This is a genomic window from Leucobacter sp. L43 (genome assembly GCF_016597785.1).
In the GTDB taxonomy this organism is placed as follows: Bacteria; Actinomycetota; Actinomycetes; order Actinomycetales; family Microbacteriaceae; genus Leucobacter; species Leucobacter alluvii.
The window spans coordinates 303,458-325,719 of sequence record NZ_JAENJG010000002.1 but is presented as its reverse complement, the minus strand read 5'-3'; the positions used below and the strand labels follow the sequence as shown (position 1 = coordinate 325,719).

General features: G+C 69.1%; 16 protein-coding genes and 1 riboswitch. Of the genes, 7 read left to right on the top strand and 9 right to left on the bottom strand.

The features are described 5' to 3' along the window. The first annotated feature begins 108 nt into the window (after window positions 1-108). Window positions 109-2,154, top strand: a complete 2,046-nt coding sequence (locus tag JE033_RS10710; protein WP_200331522.1) for an NAD-dependent epimerase/dehydratase family protein — start codon at window positions 109-111, stop codon at window positions 2,152-2,154. Between the two features lie 89 nt (window positions 2,155-2,243). On the opposite strand, the gene JE033_RS10705 is transcribed toward JE033_RS10710, so the two are convergent. Together JE033_RS10705 and JE033_RS10700 are read right to left on the bottom strand one after the other, a co-directional pair. Continuing rightward, window positions 2,244-2,909: a dihydrofolate reductase family protein gene (locus JE033_RS10705; RefSeq protein ID WP_200331520.1), complete on the bottom strand. Its 666-nt coding sequence runs from the start codon at window positions 2,907-2,909 to the stop codon at window positions 2,244-2,246. A gap of 35 nt (window positions 2,910-2,944) precedes the next feature. After that, entirely contained in the window at window positions 2,945-4,333 is a 1,389-nt protein-coding gene (locus JE033_RS10700; protein WP_090150585.1) for an MFS transporter, read from the bottom strand. A 146-nt stretch (window positions 4,334-4,479) separates the two neighbouring features. Here JE033_RS10700 and JE033_RS10695 point away from each other — a divergent pair, with 146 nt between their 5' ends. The 3 genes from JE033_RS10695 to JE033_RS10685 are packed head-to-tail and all read left to right on the top strand — an operon-like array spanning window position 4,480 to window position 7,489. After that, on the top strand, window positions 4,480-5,130 hold the full coding sequence (locus JE033_RS10695) for a response regulator transcription factor (RefSeq protein ID WP_200331518.1): 651 nt from the start codon (window positions 4,480-4,482) through the stop codon (window positions 5,128-5,130). Beyond that, window positions 5,130-6,542, top strand: a complete 1,413-nt coding sequence (locus tag JE033_RS10690; RefSeq protein ID WP_200331516.1) for a HAMP domain-containing sensor histidine kinase — start codon at window positions 5,130-5,132, stop codon at window positions 6,540-6,542. Before JE033_RS10695 ends, JE033_RS10690 begins: the two co-directional genes overlap by 1 nt. Beyond that, the gene (locus JE033_RS10685) at window positions 6,539-7,489 is read left to right on the top strand and encodes a TAXI family TRAP transporter solute-binding subunit (RefSeq protein ID WP_200331514.1); all 951 of its coding nucleotides are present in this window, start codon (window positions 6,539-6,541) and stop codon (window positions 7,487-7,489) included. The genes JE033_RS10690 and JE033_RS10685 overlap by 4 nt, the downstream gene beginning before the upstream one ends. A gap of 7 nt (window positions 7,490-7,496) precedes the next feature. Here the strand turns inward: JE033_RS10685 and JE033_RS10680 are convergent, their stop codons facing one another. The 7 genes from JE033_RS10680 to JE033_RS10650 form a co-directional block, all read right to left on the bottom strand. Next, on the bottom strand, window positions 7,497-8,894 hold the full coding sequence (locus JE033_RS10680) for an MFS transporter (RefSeq protein WP_200331512.1): 1,398 nt from the start codon (window positions 8,892-8,894) through the stop codon (window positions 7,497-7,499). A gap of 98 nt (window positions 8,895-8,992) precedes the next feature. Then, a complete protein-coding gene (locus tag JE033_RS10675) occupies window positions 8,993-10,555 on the bottom strand; it encodes an HNH endonuclease signature motif containing protein (protein ID WP_200331510.1) in 1,563 nt (520 codons plus the stop codon). 80 nt (window positions 10,556-10,635) lie between these two features. Continuing rightward, window positions 10,636-12,063 carry an L-serine ammonia-lyase gene (locus tag JE033_RS10670; RefSeq protein ID WP_200331508.1) on the bottom strand — a complete coding sequence of 476 codons (1,428 nt, stop codon included), beginning with the start codon at window positions 12,061-12,063 and terminating at the stop codon, window positions 10,636-10,638. A 19-nt stretch (window positions 12,064-12,082) separates the two neighbouring features. Continuing rightward, complete coding sequence (gcvH, locus tag JE033_RS10665) at window positions 12,083-12,469, bottom strand: glycine cleavage system protein GcvH (protein ID WP_090150606.1); 387 nt, start codon at window positions 12,467-12,469, stop codon at window positions 12,083-12,085. A 76-nt stretch (window positions 12,470-12,545) separates the two neighbouring features. Then, the gene (gcvT, locus tag JE033_RS10660; protein ID WP_200331506.1) at window positions 12,546-13,658 is read right to left on the bottom strand and encodes a glycine cleavage system aminomethyltransferase GcvT; all 1,113 of its coding nucleotides are present in this window, start codon (window positions 13,656-13,658) and stop codon (window positions 12,546-12,548) included. An 11-nt stretch (window positions 13,659-13,669) separates the two neighbouring features. Then, the gene (gcvP, locus tag JE033_RS10655) at window positions 13,670-16,525 is read right to left on the bottom strand and encodes an aminomethyl-transferring glycine dehydrogenase (RefSeq protein ID WP_200331504.1); all 2,856 of its coding nucleotides are present in this window, start codon (window positions 16,523-16,525) and stop codon (window positions 13,670-13,672) included. 151 nt (window positions 16,526-16,676) lie between these two features. Then, window positions 16,677-16,778, bottom strand: a riboswitch (glycine riboswitch). 129 nt (window positions 16,779-16,907) lie between these two features. Then, window positions 16,908-18,458, bottom strand: coding sequence for an amino acid permease (locus JE033_RS10650; protein WP_200331502.1), 1,551 nt, complete (start codon window positions 18,456-18,458; stop codon window positions 16,908-16,910). Window positions 18,459-18,724: 266 nt separating this feature from the next. Between JE033_RS10650 and JE033_RS10645 the strand changes: the two genes are divergently transcribed. From JE033_RS10645 to JE033_RS10635, 3 genes are read left to right on the top strand one after another with little or no spacing between them, the layout of a single operon-like run. Further along, entirely contained in the window at window positions 18,725-20,095 is a 1,371-nt protein-coding gene (locus tag JE033_RS10645; protein WP_200331500.1) for a glutamine synthetase family protein, read from the top strand. Further along, a complete protein-coding gene (locus JE033_RS10640) occupies window positions 20,076-20,885 on the top strand; it encodes a gamma-glutamyl-gamma-aminobutyrate hydrolase family protein (protein ID WP_090150614.1) in 810 nt (269 codons plus the stop codon). The genes JE033_RS10645 and JE033_RS10640 overlap by 20 nt, the downstream gene beginning before the upstream one ends. Beyond that, window positions 20,882-22,237 carry an aldehyde dehydrogenase family protein gene (locus JE033_RS10635; protein ID WP_200331498.1) on the top strand — a complete coding sequence of 452 codons (1,356 nt, stop codon included), beginning with the start codon at window positions 20,882-20,884 and terminating at the stop codon, window positions 22,235-22,237. Before JE033_RS10640 ends, JE033_RS10635 begins: the two co-directional genes overlap by 4 nt. The last annotated feature ends 25 nt before the right edge of the window (window positions 22,238-22,262 follow it).

Genomic DNA, 22,262 nt, shown 5'->3' with positions numbered 1-22,262 from the left:
ATCGTCGCCGCAGGGGCCTTGACGCCTCCGACGAGAGCACGCAACCCCCTGTCGACCACGTCGTCGACGAGGCATTCTGAAGACACGAGCGATTCGAGGAGGACAGCAATGCCCGAACGACCCCAGTCTCAAGATGCATCGGCCGGAGCCGCGCACGCGGTGCCGGCCACTCCTGCAGTACCCGTCAACGGAGCGCGACCCTCGAAGGCGAGCGCCGCCGATGCCGGCCGCGCGGACGACGCGAGCGAGCCGCTCCGCGTAGCGGTCGTCGGAGCCACGGGCAACGCGGGTACCGCTCTGCTGCGCGCACTCGCCGCTTCCCCGGACGTCGGGTCGGTGCTCGGCATCGCTCGGCGCATGCCCGATCTCACGGTGGATCCGTATGCGTCGTGCGAATGGTCTTCCATCGACATCGCTGCGGCCTCGTCAGAGGAGTCGGCTGTCGAAGCCCTCCGGGAGGCGTTCTCCGGAGTCGACACTGTCGTCCACCTGGCATGGCTCATCCAACCCATCGCCGAACGCGAACTCCTGCGCCGCGTCAACGTCGATGGGAGCCGCCGCGTGCTGCGCGCGGCGGCCGAGGCGGGGGTCGGCCACGTCGTGGTCGCGTCGTCGGTCGGCGTCTATGCCGCCGATCCGTCACGGTCCCTCCGCACCGAGGATTGGGAACGGGGCGGGATCGAGTCGTCGCAGTACAGCGTCGACAAGGCCGCGCAGGAGGAGGTGCTCGACGAGTTCGCCCGCGAGTTCCCTGCTCTCACCATCACGCGGATGCGACCGGCGCTCACCTTCCAGGGCGATGCTGCATCGTCCATTCAGAGGTACTTCCTCGGAAGCGCCGTCCCGGTGCAGGCACTCGGTCGGGCGAAACCGCCAGCCCTCCCATTGCCGAAGGGCTTGCGCGGCGTCCAGGCGATCCACGCCGATGACGCGGCGGACGCGTACCTCGCCGCGATCGTGCAGCGCGCTCCTGGGGCCTTCAACATCTGCGCCGACGACGTGCTCGGAGCGCAACAACTGGCCGACATCATCGACCACGGACGCTTCTTCGAGCTTCCGACAGCGGTGGTGCGCGGGTTCGTCACTGCTGCGTACCGCGCCGGAATCGTGTCGGTCGACGCGGGCTGGTTCGACCTCGCGCTGGGGGCGCCGCACATGGACAACGGTCGCGCCAAGAGCGAGCTCGGCTGGCAGCCGAAGCACTCGGCTGCGGATGCCCTGCGAGAGCTGCTCGAGGGCATGATCGACGGTCGAGGGACGGGATCGCTGCCGCTTCGAGCTCGGGATGTCGACGAGGCGCGTCTCTCGTCACTCGACGGACGTGTGGGAGCGGGCGCCGAGGCTGCCTCGACGTCCGACGAGCCGTCGGCGACCGCGGACGACCCCTCCGCAGGCGTCTCGAACGAGGCCGGCGAACTCGACTGGGAGTTGTTCGGCCTCTATCTCTCCGACCATCTGACCGGGGCGACCGCAGGGGCTGAGCGCATGGAGCGCATGTCTGCTGCGTACATCGACACTCCTGTCTACGCCGGGCTCTCAGAACTCGCCGAAGAGCTCCGGCTCGAGCGCGCCTTCCTCGCTCACCTCATCGACGACCTCGAGGTGCGGCGCCGTTTCTACCGTCAGGCCGCGTCGTGGGTGGGTGAGCGCGTCGGGAGGCTGAAGCTGAACGGACGCACGTTCACGCGCTCGCCGCTCTCCCTCATCTTGGAGCTCGAACTGCTGCGCAGTGCGGTGATCGGGAAGCTCGGCCTGTGGCAGGTGCTCAGCGAGCACGCCGCCGACCTCGACCTCGACGCCGCGGTGTTCGACGAGCTCGGGGAGCGCGCGCTGGCGCAAGCCGAAATGCTCGGTGCCGCGCACGCCTACGCCCGCAGTCGCGCGTTCCGGGAGGACCGGGATGTGTTCGGCGAGGACAGCGATGCGGACGCCGCAGTCCCGTCCGGCGCTACACCGCTCGGCGCCGACGCGGATGCCGTCGATGAGACGCCGGCCATTCCCGCCGATCCCGATGCTGCAGCGGAGGGTGGTTCCGAGGCGCCTGAGAGCGCATCGAGCGCGGCGCGGCGGTTGCGCGGGGAGCATGACGACGCTCTGGCCGACGAATGGGGCGAGGAGTCGTTCCCGGGAAGCGATCCGCCCTCCAACTACTGACGAGACCTGCTCTGGGTTCCCCGTCTCTCCCTGTCTCTCCCCGTCTCTCCCCGCGCGCGAGCGGTGAGAGACAGGGACGCAGGCGATAGCTAACGAGCGGCGTCTTTCCGCGTGAACGTGAGGTGCGTGACCCCGCTCGGCGTGGTCTCCGAGACAGCATCGTACTCGCGCTCCCACCCTTCGAGGCCGCGCCAGAGATGCGCCCCTCGCCCGAGCAGGATCGGCACCTGGACCACGTGCAGGTGGTCGATGAGGCCGGCGGCGAGGAACTCGCGCACTGTCGTGGGGCCGCCGCCGATGCGCACGTCGAGGCCGCCGGCGGCCTGGCGTGCGGCTTCCAGAGCCTCGGCGGGCGAAGCGCTCATGAAGTGAAACGTGGTGTCGCCGCGGGTCACGGACGGCCGAGGCGTGTGCGTCAAGACGAAGACCGGTGAGTGGAAGGGCGGCTCATCGCCCCACCACCCCGTCCAGGCCGGGTCGTGCTGCCAGCCGGGCGGGCCGAATTTACCGGCGCCCATGATCTCGGAGCCGATCCCGACGAACGATAGCCTCGCATACCGATCATCGGGATCGCTCGCCCCCTGCACGTCCACGCGTTCCCGCTGCCCGGTCTGCGCCTGGAAGGTCTGCGTCGGAAAGAACCACTCCATCAGTCGCATCCCAGCATGGCCGAACGGCGCGTCCAGCGAAGGGTCCGCCCCCGCACCGAACCCGTCGAGCGAGACGGCGAGATTGTGCACGCGCGCCAGCTGCATGATCGACTCCTTCCCCAGCGAGTGAGGCGGCCAGTCTACGCGCGGGCGGAAGCGGTGTCTGCGATCTCGCCCGCGCGAGCGGCGGATGCACCGCGGACACGAGAGCGCATCCCGGCCTCGTCATCCAGCCAGTTCGAGCTCTTGTTCTTCAGCACGAAGATGTACACGAGCAGCGACACGGCGATCACCGCGGTCACGTACACGATGAACCAGGTCACGCGATCCGTCTCGCCGGCCGCTTGGTACAGCAGCGGCGCGGTCCCGCCGAATGCCGAGTTGGCGAGGGCGTACCCGAACCCGACGCCGAGCGCGCGAATGTGCGTCGGGAAGAGCTCCGCCTTCACCACCGCGTTGATTGAGGTGTACCCCGTCAGAATGATGAAGCCGACGACGAGGAGCGTGAACGCGATGATCGGGTTCTGCTGCTGCGGCAGCTGGGTGAGGAGCACCCAGGTGTAGAGCACTCCCCCGATCCCGAAGAAGACGAGCAGCGACTTGCGGCCGACGCGGTCCGAGATCCAGCCGCCGAGGGGCTGGAGCAGCATGAGGATCGTCAGGGCGATGAGATTGATGACGGTTCCGGCCAGCACGTCGCTCCCCGCGAACGCGCTCTTCACGATCGACGGGCCGGTCACGGAGTAGGTGTAGAACGCCACCGTACCGCCAGCGGTGACGAGGAAGCAGGTGAGCAGCGGACGCCACTGGTGCACGAGCAGTTCGCGCATGGAGCCGGATTCGCGGGACGCTCCCGAGCGCACCGCTTCGAGCGTCGCGGTCTCCAGGGTCTCGTCCATGGTGCGACGCAGCCAGATCACCACGAGCGCTCCCGCACCGCCGATCACGAAGGCGACGCGCCATCCCCATGAGGCGATCGCTGCTTCGGGCAGCGTGAGCACCATGATCATGAGCGTGAGCTGCGCGAGCACGTGCCCGCCGACGAGCGTGACGTAGTGGAAGGACGACAGGAACCCGCGGTGACCGGAGATGGCGGTCTCGGACATGTACGTCGCGCTCGTGCCGTATTCCCCACCGGTCGCGAAGCCCTGCAGCAGACGTGCGAAGACGAGGATCACGACCGCGCCGACGCCGATCGATTCGGCTGTCGGCGCGAGCGCGATCAGGATCGAGCACGCAGCCATGAGCGAGACCGAGACGGTGAGCGACAGTCGGCGCCCGTGGCGATCGGCGAAGCGGCCGAAGAACCACGAGCCGATCGGGCGCATGAGGAAGGTGACGGCGAAGATCGCCCAGATGTAGATCGACGAGTTCTTCTCGTCCGCCGCGAAGAACTGCGACTCGAAGTACGTTGCGAATACCGAGTAGACGTAGACGTCGTACCACTCGACGAGGTTGCCCGCCGAGCCCTTGAGGGTGTTCGAGATCGACCTGCGCAGGGTCGGTGAGGTCGCTGTCGACGTTGACATTGACAGTCCAATCATCATGGGAGGAACCGGGGGAAGCTCAGTTCGAGCAGCAGGTCCATTCTGCGAGCGGCGACACCTCCGCGAGCGAAACTCTTAACACTGCCTTAACACTCGCGGCTGGTATCGGCAGCGGCATACTGGATGGCATGCGCGTACTGGTGACCGAAGACGACCCGTCGGTCTCCGCTGCACTCGCCGGCGCCCTCACCCGAGCCGGGCACACGTGCGACCGGGTGGCGAGCGGTGCCGCGCTGCTGCAGCAGTACCGGAGCGCCGACATCGTGCTGCTCGATCTCGGCCTGGAAGACATGGACGGTCTCACCGCCCTCGAACAGCTGCGCGCGCTGAGCGAGATCCCCGTGATCGTCGTCACGGCTCGCGGAGATGAGCGCTCGACGGTGCAAGCACTCAGGCTCGGCGCCGACGACTACCTCGTGAAGCCCGTGCGCCTGCACGAACTCCTCGCCAGGCTCGCCGCCGTTGCACGCCGCTACGCGGGACTCGCCGTCGATCGCATCGAGCTCGGCGACTGCATCATCGACGAGACGGAGCGGCAGGTGCTGCATGACGGCGCCACCATCGCGCTGACCCCGACGGAGTGCGCACTGCTCGCCATGCTGGCGCGACACGTCGGTGCGGTCGTCAGCCGTCAGCGATTGCTCGACGCCGTGTGGGGCGAAGCGTATTCGGCAACCTCTCGCGCCTTCGATGTGCACCTCGCGGGCATCCGGCAGAAGGTGCCGATGCTTCGGATCACCACGATCCGAGGCCGCGGGTTCCGCCTCGAGAGGCCCTGATGCGATTTCGCGTGCTGCTCCCCCTGTTCCTCTTCGGAGTGCTGGCCGTCACGGCCATCCTCATCCCCGTCGGCGCCGCGATCGCGCAGTCGCGCACGCAGGAACTGCAGCTCCAACGCGGCGCTGCGCTGCAGCAGATCGTGCAGCGAGCGACCCCGGCCTTCGAATCGGGAGACGCTCGCGAGCTCGAGAGCTACCTCGATCGCTTCACCGAGACGTTCGGCGAAACCGCGATCGTGGTCGACGGCGCCGGCGAGCGCATCGCGGCTTCGGGCGACTTCGCGAGCGATCCGGAGACCTTCGCCGTCATCTCCAGCGCACTTCGCGGAGTGCCGCAGCGGGATCTCGCCACCGTCACGCCGTGGAGCTCCCGAACCGCGACGCTCGCCGCACCGGTGACACTCGACGGCCGCACGCCCGAAGGAGCGGTGGCGCTCCGCATCGATCAACAGGTCGCGCAGCGCGATGTCGGAGCGGGATGGGCGTCGATCGTGGCCATCGGAGCGGCACTCCTGTTCGCGGTGCTCCTCGCTTCGGTGTTCTGGACGCGATGGGTGCTGCGCCCGGTCTCCTCGCTGGACACCGCGGCGAACGCACTCGCAGAGAACCGCGAGTACGCCCTCGACGCCGATGCTGGACCGCCCGAACTGCGCCGACTCTCCCGCTCATTCGCGCGCATGGCGCGCAGCGTGGAGCTCGCGCTCGACCAGCAGCACGGTCTCGTCGCCGACGCATCGCATCAGTTGCGAAATCCACTCGCAGCCATCCGGTTGCGCATCGACGGCCTGCCGCGCGGCCTCGGTGACCCGGGCAGCGATGCCGAGGTGGCGGCGATCGAACGAGATCTGGATCGCCTGGAGCACACCGTCGCCCGCATGCTCGCGCTCGCGAACGCCGAGCATCGTGCGACGGCCGCCGGCAGCGGGCACGGAGGGGCGGCGAACGACGCATCGCCGCGGCCGAACGATGATGCGCTGGTGACGACGTCGGCTGCCCGCCTCATCGCCCCGCACCGCGAGCGGCTCGCCGACGCCCGCATCTCCGTGGTCGCCGACGATGACTCGCGCCCCGTCCGTTTCCGCCGGAGCGATCTCGAGGAAGTGGTCGAGCTCGTGACCGACAATGCCGCGAAGTACGCCGCCGGTTCGACGTTTCGCATCGAACTGCGGGGGCAGGGCGATGGGACGCGCACGGTGCTCGTCATGAGCGACTCCGGCCCCGGGCTCGCCTCTTCGGAGATCCCGCTCGTCGGCAGGCGATTCTGGCGCGCTGCCGTTCACGCGCAATTGCCTGGCAGCGGTCTCGGGCTCGCGATCGTCGAGCAGCTCGCGCGGGCGAACGACGCAGAGGTCGCCGTCGATCGTGCACCCGAGGGCGGCCTCCGCATCATGATCATCGCGGGTGCGGCGTGACCCGGCGTCCTGAAGCGGGTCTGAGCCGCCGGACCGTGCTCATCGGAGGCGCGGCCGCGTGGACTCTCGCGCTTGCCGGGTGCGCGCCCGCCCGGACTGAGCGGATCGCGCTGGCGTGCGGCGAGCCCGGCGGCGCCTACCTGCAATTCGGGGAGCTGCTCGGTGCCGCGCTGCAGGATCGCTCGGGGGTAGCGCTCGAGCTCCGCGTGACGCATGGCAGCGGGGAGAATCTCGAGATGCTCGCCCGCGGCGATGTCGATCTCGCGCTCTCGCTCGCGGACTCGGCGAACGAGAGCGCGAGATCGCACGACTTCACAGCCATCGGGCGGGTGTATCAGAATTACCTGCAGTGCCTCGTGCGCGACGCCGGCGATATCCGATCGTTCGCGGATCTCGCCGGACGACGGGTGTCGATCGGCGCCCCGGGTTCGGGGAGCACGCGCACCACACGACGGTTGCTCGAAGCGACCGGTCGGGCATCGGGCGGCGGTGCTCCGGCGGCGACGGAACTGGAGCTCTCCGCCGCGCTGACCGCTCTCGCGACGGGCGATATCGACGCACTGTTCTGGTCGGGCGGGATTCCGACGCCGGAGATCACCGACGTCGCGGCGGTCACTCCGCTTCGGGTGATCGATCTCGGGGATGTGGTCGACCCGCTCCGCGCGGCGCACCCGCAGGAGTACCTCGACGCCCGCATTCCTGCTGGCGTGTACGGCACGGAGGGGTCGACCGCGACCATCGGCATCTCGAACCTGCTGATGTGTCGCGCGGACCTCGCACGCGATGCAGCGCGTGCGCTCGTCGACGTGCTCGTGGATGATGCCAGGAGGCTCGTGCCCACCGGGTCGGTCGGGCTGCAGTATCTGGCCCTCGACACTCTCATCGACACGGGCGAGGTGCCCCTGCACCGCGATGCACGGGCTCGCTACCGCGAACGCTATCGGTGAGTCGGGTCTAACGGTCGTCGAGCGCTGTGCCTCTGCGATCGACGAGACCCCAGGCGGCGCCCGCGGCGATGACGAAGAAGACGGCGAACACGGAGAATGTCAGCCCCGAGCCGCCCGCGATGAGCAGCACGGGCACCAGCAGCGGAGCGACGATGGACGCGATCCTTCCCACGCCGGCGGCCCAGCCCGCGCCCGTCGCCCGCAGCGATGTGGGGTAGATCTCCGGCGTCACCGCGTACAGCGCGCCCCATGCGCCGAGGTTGAAGAACGAGAGCGCCATGCCTGATGCGATGATCGCCGCTTCGGCGTGCACGGTGCCGAACACGATCGCCGAAACGGCTGAGCCGACGAGGAAGACCGACAGTGTGAGCCGCCGACCCCAGACCTCGATGAGCCATGCGGCGACGGCGTAGCCGGGAAGCTGCGCGAGGGTGATGATCAGGGTGAAGCCGAACGAGCGCACGAGACTGAATCCCGCATCGACGAGGATGCTCGGAATCCAGATGAACGCGCCGTAGTAGGCGAAGTTGACGCAGAACCAGACGACCCAGATCGACAGCGTACGGCCGCGGAACTCCGCCGACCACAGCGCCGCGAGGCGGCCGCCGCTGGAGATCGCGATCGGCGCGGCGGCGGGCCCACCGGCATCGGGTGTCGCTGCGGGAGCCGGAGCAGGTGCCGGCTCGGACGCGGCGGTTCTGCCGCCCCGGGAGGCCGCAGCGCTCTCGAACGATGCAACGATCGTCTCGGCCTGCTCCGTGCGCCCGCGGCCGGCGAGCCAGCGCGGGGATTCCGGAAGCCCCCAGCGCACGATGAGCGCGTACACCGCGGGAACGGCGCCGAGGGCGAACGCCCAGCGCCATCCGTCGTCGGACGCGGGAACCACGAAGTAGCCGATGAGCGCGGCAGCCGTCCACCCCACGGCCCAGAACGCTTCGAGAATCACGATGATGCGACCGCGGATACGCGCCGGAGCGAACTCGCTCACGTACGTCGACGCCACCGGGAGCTCGGCCCCCAGGCCCAGTCCGACGAAGAACCGGAGCACCAGCAGCAATCCGATGCCGCCGACCAGGGCGCTCGCGCCGGTCGCGACGCCGTAGACGAGCAGGGTGACGGCGAACACCTGACGACGTCCGAAGCGGTCGGCGAGCAGGCCGCCGAGGCTGGCGCCGATCGCCATGCCGGCGAACCCGATCGATGCGATCAGCCCGCTCTGGCCCTTGTCGATGCCCCACTGCTGGGCCAGCGCGGCGATGATGAACGAGATGAGTCCGACGTCCATCGCATCGAGTGCCCACCCGATGCCCGATCCGCCGAGCACCTTGCCGTGCTTGCGTGTGAAGGGCAGCGCGTCGAGGCGCTGCGAGAGCGAGCGCCGCTCGGCCGTCGGAGTTCCATGCATGGACTCATCGTAGAGGCAGGGCGCTACAGGGCGCGACAGTGCGCTCCGTTGCTGCGTGCATCGGAGCCACCGCCTGTCGTGCCCGGGCGGATCGATGGTCAGAACGGCTGCCGATCAGGTGTATCGCGGTCGCTGCGCTCGATATTCCGAGGCGGGCCCTGCGAGCGCGGGGGAACCGGCTGGACCGGCGGGGCCGGCCGGACTGGCTGGACCGGCGGGACCGGCCGGACCGGCTGGACCGGCGGGCAGGTCTGCGCGAACCTCACGCGGCTCGGCGGTCGATCGACGTAGCGCCTGCCCGTGGGGCTGGCCCAGTGCAACTCGCCGTCGTCGCCCTGGCCGACGCTCCATTCGGAGTGGTGCTTGAGCACGTGATGGCCACGGCACAGGTGCGCGAGGTTCGCCGTCGAGGTCGGGCCGCCGAAGGCCGCGTCGACCGTGTGGTCGAGATCGCACCGCGCGACCGGCACACGGCACCCCGGGAACCGGCAGTGCTGATCGCGTGCCCCGAGTCGGCGCTTCATCGCTTCGCTCGGACGGTAGCGATCGACTTGGAGCACCGAACCCGATTCCGCATCCACCGTCACCCGCTCCCACACCGGCGTCGCCGCTGCGAGGTTCCTGGCAGAGGCGAGCGGGATGGGCCCCGCTCCGACGAGCTCTGCCACAGGAGCAGCGCTCCGGCGGGAGGGGGCGAGTGCCGTGACGGGCACGATGACCTGCACCCGAGCCCGTATCGCTTCGCTGCTCGCACACGAGGTCACAGCGCTCGCGTCTGAGCCGAGGAGAAGTTCGGTGAATGCATCGGCCCGAATCTCATCGCGCGAGCGTCGCGCCGAAGATTCCGCCGCCGCCCGCTGGCCCCGCTCGGCGCCCCCGTCACGCTCATGCCGTCCAGCCCGCTCGGCCGACCCGGCCCGCTCGGCCGACCCGGCCCGCTCGCTGCGCTCGACTTCGCGGGCGATCCGCGTCAACCGGTCGTGTATCGCGTACGCCTCCGCGGTGGGCAGATACGCCAGCAGATCGGACATCCCGTCCTCGCGCTCCTGCACGACTACTCGACGCCTGCGCGCCTCCTCGTGGTGCCGCTCGTCGAGGGTGTCACCGGCGTACTGCTCGGCGATCCTGCGCGCGATCGGACGAAGCCGGTTCACCGACTCCCGACGCGCGTACTCGAGCACCTCCGCCTGATACGCCTCCCGCCTCGCGACGACTTCAGGAGCGGCCCCGACGCCGAGACGTCGCCCGGCATCCGCGATCACGCGCGCGTGCGCGGCCGAGATCTCGCCAGCCGCGAGAATCTGATGCGTCATCCCGTAGTCGTTTCGCAGCGACCACGCCGCGCCCATCTGGGCTTCCGCTGCGCGCTCGCTCACGTTCAACGCGGTCGCGATCTCCGCCCGCACCGAGCGGTAGGCGAGCTCGTTCTCGCCGGCGGGCGCGGAGCCGGAACGCGCGGCGCCGGAACGCGCGGCACCGGTCGCCATCTGCACCGCGACCGCCATGAGCTCGTACCTGAACGCGTCGAGGGCGCGCTGCCGATACTCCATCTGCTCGAGCAGGTTCACGACCTGTCCAAGCGACAGACTCGCATCAGCCACCGCATCAGCGGGCGCGTCTGGCACCTCCGCCGGGATGGTGCCGATCGTGAGGGAGAACATGCCCCCAGTCAACCGGCAACCACCGACATTCACGCCCCCTTCGCGCACCCGTCGAGCGACGCCGCTCCCGGGCGCCGGCCTCAGCACTCGATGACGTTGACCGCGAGCCCGCCCATCGACGTTTCCTTGTACTTGTCACTCATGTCGCGCCCGGTCTCGCGCATCGTCGCGATGACCTGGTCGAGGCTGACGTGGTGGTCGCCGTCGCCCATGAGCGCCATCTTCGCCGCGTTGACGGCCTTCGATGCGGCGATCGCATTGCGCTCGATGCACGGAATCTGCACGAGCCCGCCGATCGGATCGCAGGTGAGACCGAGGTTGTGCTCCATCGCGATCTCAGCGGCGTTCTCCACCTGCTCTGGCGTTCCGCCGAGCACCTGGGCGAGGCCAGCCGCAGCCATCGACGAGGCAGAACCGACCTCGCCCTGGCACCCCACCTCGGCTCCCGAGATCGACGCCTGCTCCTTGTAGAGCACCCCGACCGCGCCGGCCGCGAGCAAGAAGTCGGCCACTGCGCCCTGGCGTTCCGCGTCGGACCAGGTCTGAGCCCCCGGCGCGTAGTGCGTGGCGTAGAAGAGCACGGCCGGGATGATCCCCGCAGCCCCGTTCGTCGGGGCGGTGACGACGCGCCCGCCGGTCGCGTTCTCCTCGTTGACGGCGAGCGCGACGAGGTTGATCCACTCCTGCCAGTACACGGGGTCGCGATGCGGATCGCGTTCGGTGAGACGACGATGCCACTCCGGCGCACGGCGTCGCACTTCGAGTCCTCCCGGGAGCACTCCCGTGCGCTCGAGCGCCGAGTTCTTGCAGGCCTCCATCACGTCCCAGATGTGCGCGAGGCCCGCGTAGATCTCGGCTTCCGGCCGCTGCACCCGCTCATTCGCGAGCATCACCTCGGCGATGGTGAGGCCGGCCCGTTCCGCGTGCGCGAGCAGTTCGGCCGCCGTCGTGAAGGGGTACGGCTGCTGCGCCGATCGCTCCTCGAGGCGGTCGTGCAGCGATGCTTCGGCGCCGTCGCGCACGATGAACCCTCCGCCCACCGAGAAGTACGTCTCGTCGGCGATCGATGCGCTTGCGGCGTCGTCCGCGGCGAAGCGCATCCCGTTGGTGTGCCGTGGCAGCAGCGTCAGGGGGTGCAGCACGATGTCGCCGACGGCGAAGCGCAGGATCGCCGGGGCTCCGCCCAACTGCTCGCCCACGCGCAGCTCGCCAGTGCGCTCCAAGCGGTCGAGCGCGGCGTCCACCTGCTCGGGGAGCACCGTCTCCGGGTCGAACCCTTCGAGCCCGAGGAGCACCGCGGTGAACGTGCCGTGCCCGCGGCCGGTCGCCGCGAGCGAGCCGTAGAGGTCGACCCGCAGCGAGGCGATGCGGCCGAGTTCGCGGCTGCCGGTGTCGCTGCTCCGCGCGATGCGCTCGACGAACTCCTTCGCGGCGCGCATCGGCCCGACGGTGTGCGAACTCGACGGCCCGATGCCCACCGTGAAGAGGTCGAAGACGCTGACGGCCACGAGCGCGCTCCGTGTGCGCCTAGGCGCCGGAGACCTCGGCGTCGTTGTCGGCGGCGTACTGCTCGGCGTCGAGCAGCGGCCCTTCCTCCGTGACGGCGACCTTGAACAGCCACGCTGCGCCGTAGGGATCGGCGTTCAGCTGCGCCGGGTCGGCGACGAGGGCCTCGTTCACCTCGACGACCTCGCCGGCGACCGGCGAGAAGATCTCGGAGACCGACTTCGTCGATTCGACCTCGCCGACGACGGCTCCCACGGTGATCGAGGCGCCGACCTCGGGCAGCTCGACGTACACGATCTCGCCGAGCGCGTCGGCGGCGACCTCGGAGATGCCGACGACGGCCGGGCTGTCGCTCGTGACCCACTCGTGCTCTGCGGAGTACCGGAGTCCGGCCTTGACGTTGCTCATGATGCGAAGTTCCTATCTGTCGGGTGCGGGTGGAATCGGGATGATGCGGGATGCTGCTGCGGAATGCGCTCGCGCGCTACCGGCCACGGCGGTAGAACGGCAGGTCCACGACGGTGAACGGCTCGGCTTTGCCGCGCAGATCGACCTGCAGGCGCGTTCCGGCAGCGGCGTGCTCAGGTGCGACGTAGGCGAGGGCGACGGGGTACCCGAGCGTGGGGCTCGGCTGGCCGCTGGTCACGCGCCCGACCGCGTCGTCACCCGCGTGCACTGCGTACCCGGAGCGCGCCGCGCGGCGGCCGTCGCCGCGCAGACCGACGAGCTGCATCTCGGGGGTCTGCTCCCGGCGCGTCTCGAGCGCGGCGCGGCCGACGAACGCCTCGGGCTTGACGAACGAGACGACCGGGCCGAGACCCGCTTCGAAGGGCGTCACCTCGCGGCTGAGCTCGTTGCCGTAGAGCGGCATACCGGCTTCGAGGCGCAGCGAGTCGCGCGAGGCGAGACCCGCGGGGATCAGACCCTGCGGCTCCCCTGCGGCGAGCAGTGCGTTCCAGAGATCCGCCGCTTCAGCGTTGGGGAGGTAGAGCTCGAACCCGTCCTCCCCGGTGTACCCGGTGCGGGCCAGCAGCACGGGGTGACCGGCCACGACCGCCTGCTCGGCAGCGTAGTACTTCATGCCCGACGCGAGTTCGCGCTGTTCCTCCGGCACGAGCGCCTGCACGATCGCGGCGGCGTTCGGACCCTGCACGGCAATGAGGCTGAGTTCGTCCGACTGATCCTCGATCTCGACGTCGAAGCCGTCCGCCCGTTCGGCGAAGGCCGCCGCGACGGTGCCGGTGTTTCCGGCGTTCGGCACCACGAGGTACACGTCTTCTGCGAGCCGGTAACTGATGAGATCGTCGATGATCCCGCCGTCGGCATCGCAGATCAGCGAGTACTTCGCCCGTCCGACCTTGACGGCGCCGAGGTTGCCGACGAGGGCGGTGTTCAGGAAGACGGCGGCATCGGGCCCGGCGACGCGGATCTCCCCCATGTGGGAGAGGTCGAAGAGCCCGGCTGCGCTGCGCACGGCGCGGTGCTCGGCGAGTTCGGACCCGTACTTGAGCGGCATGTCCCAACCGCCGAAATCGGTGAATGCCGCGCCGAGCTCGGCGTGCTCGGCGTGCAGGGCGGTCCGCTTCGGGGAGCTCATGGTCATCATCCTCAGTTCTCGAAGGCTTCGGGCGCGGGGCACGCGCAGATCAGGTTCCGGTCGCCGTAGGCGCCGTCGATGCGCCCGACCGGCGGGAAGTACTTGTCGATGCGGAGCGCCTCGACCGGGTAGGCGCCCTGCTCCCGGCCGTAGGCGCGGTCCCATGCACCGGATATCAGCGCTTCCGCGGTGTGCGGCGCCAGACGGAGCGGCGATTCGGTGACGGCGATCCTGCCTGCGATGACCGCGTCGATCTCCGCACGGATCGTCACCATCGCCTCGATGAACCGGTCGATCTCGGCGAGGTCCTCGGACTCGGTCGGTTCCACCATGAGTGTGCCGGGGACGGGGAACGCCAGCGTCGGGGCGTGGAACCCGAAGTCGATCAGTCGCTTCGCGACGTCCTCCGCCGTCACTCCAGACTGAGCGGTGAGCGCGCGCAGGTCCAGGATGCACTCGTGCGCGACGAGCCCGGTCGCCCCGGTGAAGAGCACCGGGAAATGCTCGGTGAGCCTCGCGGCGATGTAGTTGGCGCTGAGCAGCGCCGTCTTCGTCGCGAGGGTGAGCCCATCAGCGCCCATCATCGAGATGTAGGCGTAGGAGATGGGAAGCACGCCGGCCGAGCCGAAGAGCGTTGCGACCACGGGAACGCCGCCGCTCACCGAGTACGTGCCCGTCGGGTCGTTCGGCACGAACGGCAGCAAGTGCTCGGCCACCCCGATGGGCCCGACGCCGGGCCCGCCGCCGCCGTGCGGAATCGCGAAGGTCTTGTGCAGATTCAGGTGAGACACGTCGCCCCCGAATCGCCCCGGCTGGGCCAGGCCGACGAGCGCGTTCATGTTGGCGCCGTCGATGTAGACCTGGCCGCCCGCCTCGTGCACTTGGTCGCACACCTCGCGCACGTCGTCGTCGTACACGCCGTAGGTTGAGGGGTACGTGATCATGATGGCGGCGAGTTCGTCGCGGTGCGCGTCGATCTTCGCCGAGAGATCGGCGAGGTCGATGTGCCCCGTCTCGGTGTTCTGCACGACGATGACGCGCATCCCCGCGAGCACCGCGGAGGCAGCGTTCGTGCCGTGCGCCGAAGCGGGGATGAGGCACACCGTGCGCTGGTCGTCGCCGCGCGAGCGATGGTATCCGCGGATCGCGAGGAGACCCGCGTACTCGCCCTGTGCGCCCGAGTTCGGCTGCAACGAGATGCCCGCGTAGCCGGTGATCTCGACGAGTCGCCCCTCGAGGTCGGCGATGAGCTCGCGCCAGCCGCGCGTCTGGTCTTCGGGCGCGTACGGGTGGATCCCGGCGAATTCGGGCCAGGAGATCGCCTCCATCTCGGCGGTGGAGTTGAGCTTCATCGTGCACGAACCGAGCGGGATCATGGTGCGGTCGAGCGCGAGGTCGCGGTCTGCGAGCCGACGCAGGTAGCGCAGCATCTGGGTCTCGGAGTTGATGGTCGTGAAGATCGGGTGCGTCAGGAAGTCGCTCGTGCGCGTGAGTTCCGCGGCGAAGCCGAAGCGCTCCGATTCGGCCTCGGGGGCCTCGACGATCTCGGCCCCGAAGGCGCGCACCACGGCCGCGACATGCTCGGGAGTGGTCGTCTCGTCGGTGGAGACGCTCACCGTGTCCGCGTCGACCCGACGCAGATTGACGCCGTGCTCCGCCGCGGTCGCGATGATCTCGTCGGCCCGTCCCGGCACGCTCGCCCGCACCGTGTCGAAGAATGACTCCGCGGCGAGCGGGATGCTCGCCGCGGCGAGCGAGGCGGCGAGCGTGCGCGCGTGTCGATGCGCTCGGGTCGCGATCTCGGTCAGCCCGTCGGCGCCGTGGTAGACGGCGTACATCGATGCGGTGATGGCGAGGAGTGCCTGCGCGGTGCAGATGTTGCTCGTGGCCTTCTCACGGCGGATGTGCTGCTCTCGGGTCTGCAGTGCGAGACGGTAGGCGGTGCGGCCGGCCGCGTCTTTCGATACGCCGACGAGCCGGCCCGGCAGCGCCCGCTCGAGCCCTGAGCGCACCGCGAGATACGCCGCGTGCGGTCCGCCGTAGAAGAGCGGTACTCCGAAACGCTGCGTGTTGCCGACGGCGACGTCGGCCCCCTGCTCCCCTGGCGGCACGATGAGGGTCAGTGCGAGCAGGTCGGCGATCACCGTGACCATCGCGCCGCGCTCCTTCGCCGCTGCGATCACTGCGGCATGATCGACGACGGCACCGTCGTCGCCCGGCTGCTGCAGCACGATGCCGAAGATGTCGCCCTCGGGCAGCCCCTGCGACAGGTCGGCGACTTCGACCTCGAAGTCGAGCGCTTCCGCGCGGCCGCGGATCACCGCGATGGTCTGCGGGAAGAGATTCGCGTCGATCACGGCGCGTGCGGCGGCGGGCGCGCGATTGGCGCGCCGCATCAGCAGCACGGCCTCGGCCGCGGCCGACGACTCGTCGAGCATGGAGGCGTTCGCGATCTCGAGAGCGGTGAGATCGGAGACCATCGTCTGGAAGTTCAGGAGCGCCTCGAGACGCCCCTGCGAGATCTCGGGCTGGTACGGCGTGTAGGCGGTGTACCAGGCCGGGCTCTCGAGCACGTTGCGCCGGATGACGGGCGGGGTGTGCGTTCCGGAGAATCCCTGTCCGATCATCTGGGTCTTGACGACGTTCTTCGCGGCGAGCGCCCGGAGGTCGGCGAGAATCTCTTCTTCGCTGCGGCCCTGGGGCAGGTCGAGGGGTTCGGACTTGCGAATCGAGGCAGGCACCGCATCGTCGACGAGTGCGTCGAGCGACTCGTAACCGAGCTCGGCGAGCATCGTCGCGACATGCGCCGGGTCGGTGACTCCGATGTGTCGATCGGGGAAGGTGCGGGGTGCGGAAAGGGCTGTCACGAGGATCTCCGAGGGCTGTCGCGCGCGAACGCGCGGATGTACTGGGATCCTCCCCGCTCTGTATGGGACCTGAGAGATTCGGTCGCCGCCAGAGCGGGTCCCTTGCACCGTCGGTGAGCCGACGCACGCGTCAGCTGCTTTCCAGAGTTGCCGTGCTGGGGCGGTACGGGGGCCTGAGAGATTCCCGGGGAGGGATTGCTCCTACGGCGCCAGGGTCGAATCGTTCTGCCCTGAACTCTCCCGCCACAACTTGATGGCCGGTATTCACAATGTGTGCTCACTCTAGCATCGGGGCGGGATCGCGGCGCGGACGTTCCAGCGCCGCATCGCGGTCGCCGCCGGAGCGGCTCGGGGCGGGTGAGCGCCCGCCCCGAGCGGCGCATCAGCGATCCTCGTCTCTCCCGTCCATCGCGAGCAGTTGATCCTCGACCGTTCCGCCGTACCCGTCGCTCTGCGGATCGCCGTGCAGGCCCCCCGAGACCGCGTACTCCTCCTCTGGGGAGAGCACGAGCCGGTGGCGCGTATAGACGCCGAAGATGATCAGACCCAGAACGTAGACGACGACGATGGCGATGATGGCGGGCCGGAAGGTCTCGTTCAGCAGGAAGCCGACGAAGATGAGCGCCGAGATGACGGCGGCGATGATGGCGCCGGGCACACCCCACGGGCTCAGGTACGGGCGCTTCACGTTCGGATACTTGCGTCGAAGGATGACGAAGGAGAGCATCTGCATGAAGTACGCGAGCACCGCGCCCCAGACGGCGATGTTGAGCACGATCGCGCCGCCCACGCCGCTGTCTCCACCCGTGAGCTCGACGATGATCAGCGCGGCCAGACCGATCAGCGCGCCGGCGATCAGCGCCACCCACGGGGTCTGGCGCTTGCCGGTGAGGGACAGGAATCGCGGGTAGTAACCCGCGCGCGACAGGGAGTACATGTTGCGCCCGTAGGCGAACATGATGCCCTGCAGCGAGGCGAGGAGGCCGAAGAGCGCGAAGAGTGCGAGGAGGCCGGCGACCCACGCGAGGTCGTCGCCGAGGATCGCGCGGAAGCCGTCGAGCAGCGGTTCGCCGGCGACTCCCGTCGTCTCGGATCCCAGGACGCCGGTGTTCAGCACCAGCACGAGCAGGCCGGTGACGATCAGCGTGCCGCGAGCCCACAGCCCGGCTCGCGGGATGTCGCGCACGGGATTGTGCGATTCTTCGGCGGCGAGCGGCAGCTCCTCGATGCCGAGGAAGAGCCACATCGCGAACGGCATGGCGAAGAGGATCGGCAGCACCCCGTGCGGCAGGAAGAGGCTCTGGCCCGGGTCGGGCTCGATGTCGAAGAGGCTGCCCCAGTTCATGGCTCCGCTCGCGAGCGCCATGACGGCGAAGAGCACGAGCACTCCGATGGAGATGAGCGAGACGATGATGGCGAACTTCAGTGAGATGGCCGCGCCGGCCGTGTTCAGGCCGACGAAGGCGGCGTAGAGGATGATCCACCAGAGCCACGTCGGCAGGCTGAAGCCCATGAGCCCCTCGGTGACGCCGTTCGCGTACCCCGCGGAGAAGTAGACGATCACCGCGGTTGTGGCGACGTACTCGATCGTCTCAGCCAGACCGGTGACGAACCCGCCCCACGGGCCGAGCGCCGCCCGGCCGAAGGAGTACGCGCCGCCGGTGTGCGGCATCGCGGCCGCCATCTCGCCGATCGAGAAGATGAGCCCGTAGTACATGACCACGAGGATGGCGAAGGCGATGAGCATGCCGCCGAATCCGGCGGCCTCGATGCCGAAGTTCCATCCGGAGAAGTTGCCGGAGATCACGGCGCCGACGGCGAGGCCCCAGAGCCCCCACACGCCGGCCGATCGCTTGAGCTTGCGTTTCTCGAAGTACCCCGACTCTGCGGTGGTGTACGTGGCACCTGAAACCTTCAGGGTGTCCTTGGCCATGTCGACCTCTTTCACTACGGTGTGATGGATACGAGATGCTGCGTTGCGATGCCCGTCGCTGGGAATCGGCTGAGCGGTGCGCCACTGCCGACTATAGCGAGCTATTGGTCGTTTGCAACCACCTTTGTGCGCTGGCTGCGGCGGGAAGCTTGCATCAAGCCCCGGGCTTCATGATGTAATGGTCTTGAAACCTACCTTTTCAGCGCTGCAGCGCCGGGCAGGCGGAGCACGCATTCTCACCTCGACGACGAGCACAAGGAGAGCACATGATTCCCGCGAGCGGCAATCTCACCCCCGAAGAACTTCGCGGAGCGGTCGCCGCCGGCGAGATCGACACGGTCATCGTCGCGTTCACCGACATGCAGGGACGCCTCGTCGGCAAGCGCGTCTCGGCCCGGCTCTTCCTCGAAGACGTCATGGCGCACGGCGCCGAGTGCTGCAACTATCTGCTCGCGGTCGACGTCGAGCTCAACACCGTCGACGGCTACGCCCTGACCAGTTGGGAGAGCGGCTACGGCGACATGGCGATGATCCCAGACCTCGACACGCTGCGACGCATCCCGTGGTTGCCCGGAACCGCCCTCGTCATGGCCGATCTCACGCTCGCGAGCGACCACTCCCCCATCTCCGTGTCTCCGCGCCAGATCCTGAAGCACCAGATCGATCGCCTCGCCGCGCACGACCTCGTGCCCTTCATCGGCACCGAGCTCGAGTTCCTCGTCTTCGACGACGACTACCGCAGCGCGTGGCGCAGCGGCTACCGCGACCTCACTCCGGCGAGCGACTACAACACGGACTACGCTCTGCAGGGCTCCACCCGGATCGAGCCGCTGCTGCGCGACATCCGCAATTCGATGGACGCCGCGGGCATGTACTGCGAGGGCGTCAAGGGCGAGTGCAACCTCGGGCAGCAGGAGATCGCCTTCCGCTACACGCACGCACTGCCGACGTGCGACAACCACTCGATCTACAAGAGCGGATCGAAGGAGATCGCCGAGAAGCACGGCAAGAGCATCACGTTCATGGCGAAGTTCAACGAGCGCGAGGGCAACAGCTGCCACGTGCACGCGAGCCTGCGCAACACCGCAGGAGACCCGGTCTTCGCGGACGACGACGCTCCCGACGGCATGTCGCAGACGTTCCGCCACTTCATCGCGGGGCAGCTCGCGGCGATGCGCGAGTTCACGCTGCTCTACGCACCCAACATCAACTCGTACAAGCGCTACGTCGACGGCAGCTTCGCGCCCACCGCGGTCGCGTGGGGCCACGACAACCGCACCTGCGCGCTCCGCGTCGTCGGGCACGGCCAGGGCATGCGCGTGGAGAACCGCGTGCCAGGGGGCGATGTGAATCAGTACCTCGCCGTCGCAGGCATGCTCGGCTCCGGCCTCGCGGGCATCGAGCAGCAGCTCGAACTCGGTGAGCCGCTCCGAGGCAACGCCTACACGAGCGACGTCGCCCGGGTACCCACCACCCTGCGCGAGGCGGCCGACCTCTTCGGGCAGTCCTCGCTCGCACGCGACATCTTCGGCGACGAGGTGGTCGAGCACTACACCCATGCGGCTCGCGTGGAAGTGCGAGCCTACGACGCCGCCGTCACCGATTGGGAGCGGGTCCGTGGCTTCGAACGACTCTGACGCGCCGGCTCCGCCGCTCATCGGCATCACGAGCTACCTCGAGCAGGCTCAAACGGGGGTCTGGGATGTCCCGGCCTCCTTCCTCCCGCAGGTGTATCTCGATGCGGTCACCGACGTCGGCGGCGTCGCGATCGTGCTGCCCCCGCAACCGGTCGCGCCCGGTGTCGCTCGGGGCATCGTCTCTCGGCTCGACGGGCTCATCCTCTCGGGCGGCGCCGACGTCGATCCTGCGCGCTACCGGGCCGACCCCCACGAGCGCACCGGAGCTCCGCGCACCGACCGCGACGCGTTCGAGGCGGCGCTGCTCGATGCGGCCATCGACGCGCAGCTCCCGCTGCTCGGCATCTGCCGGGGAGCGCAGGTCATCAACGTCGAGCTCGGGGGCACGCTGATCCAGCATCTCCCCGACATCGTCGGCGACGACCGGTACCAGGCCGGCCAGGGGGTGTTCACGGAGATCGATGTCGAGGTCGACGCCGGGTCGCGCATCGGAGAGCTGCTCGGCGATGACCGCAACGCCCGCGCGCACCTGTATCACCACCAGGCGATCGATGCGCTCGCCGACGGGCTCACCGCGACCAGTCGCACCGTCGACGGCATCATCGAATCGATCGAGATCGACGCCCTGCCCTTCGGGGTCGCCGTGCAGTGGCATCCAGAGGAGAACCGTGAGGATCGCCGGCTCTTCGCCGGCCTCGTCTCAGCCGCGGCGACGTACCGTTCCCGGCGCGAGAGCGTCATCCCGTCACCCGTCCCGTCATCCGAGCACGCATCGAAGGAGCAGCCGTGAGCTACACCGTCATCAATCCCGCGACCGGAGCCCCGGTCACCGAGGTGGCCCACCTCGACGTCGACGCCACCGACGCCGCGATCGCGCACGCGGTCCGAGCTCAGCGCGACTGGGCGTCCGTCGCACCCGCCGACCGCGCTCGCGTGCTCCGACGATTCGCCGACGCGGTGGATGCCGACGTCGAGCACCTCGCACAACTCGAGACCGCCAATTCCGGTCATCCCATCACCCAGTCGCGGTGGGAGGCCGGGCACGTGCGCGACGTGCTGGAGTACTACTCCGGCTCGCCCGAGCGCCTGATCGGCCAGCAGATTCCCGTCGCGGGAGGCATGAACGTCACGTTCCACGAACCGCTCGGCGTCGTGGGCGTCATCACGCCCTGGAACTTCCCGATGACCATCGCCTCGTGGGGCTTCGCCCCGGCGCTCGCCGCGGGCAACGCCGTCGTGCTGAAGCCGGCCGAGTGGACGCCGCTCACGAGCCTGCGGCTCGGCGAGCTCGCGCTCGAAGCGGGGCTGCCGGAGGGCCTCTTCCAGGTGCTGGCCGGGCGCGGCTCGGTCGTCGGCGAACGCTTCGTGACGAATCCGTCGGTGCGCAAGGTCGTCTTCACGGGGTCGACCGAGGTCGGCAAGCGCATCATGGCTGGGTGCGCCGATCAGGTGAAGCGGGTCACGCTCGAACTCGGCGGCAAGAGCGCGAACATCGTGTTCGCCGACGCCGACATCGAGCGGGCCGCAGCGACCGCGCCGTACTCGGTGTTCGACAACGCCGGCCAGGATTGCTGCGCCCGAAGCCGACTGCTCGTGCAGCGCAGCGTCTACGACCGCTTCATGGAGCACTTCGAACGGGCTGTGCAGGGTGTGCGGGTCGGCGATCCGACGCTCGAATCGACGGAGGTCGGGCCCCTCGTCACGCAGGCGCACCGCGAGAGCGTCGCCGGCTTCCTCACCGACGACGTGCCCGTCGCGTTCCGGGGTTCCTGCCCGGACGGGCCAGGCGCGTGGTTCGCTCCCACGGTGGTCACTCCCGAGCGAGGCTCGCGCATCGCCACTGAGGAGGTGTTCGGGCCGGTCGTCTCGGTCCTGCCCTTCGAAGACGAGGCCGACGCGCTGCACCTCGCGAACGACTCCGATTTCGGGCTGAGCGGTTCGATCTGGACGTCCGACCTCGGCCGCGGCATCCGCGTCGCCCGCGGCGTCGAGGGCGGCAACCTCTCGGTCAACTCGCACTCGTCGGTGCGGTACACGACGCCCTTCGGCGGCTTCAAGCAGTCGGGGCTCGGGCGGGAGCTCGGCCCTGACGCGGCAGAGCATTTCACCGAGACGAAGAACGTGTTCTTCGCGAGCGAGTAACCCCGGGCCCGCCCGTCCCCGCATC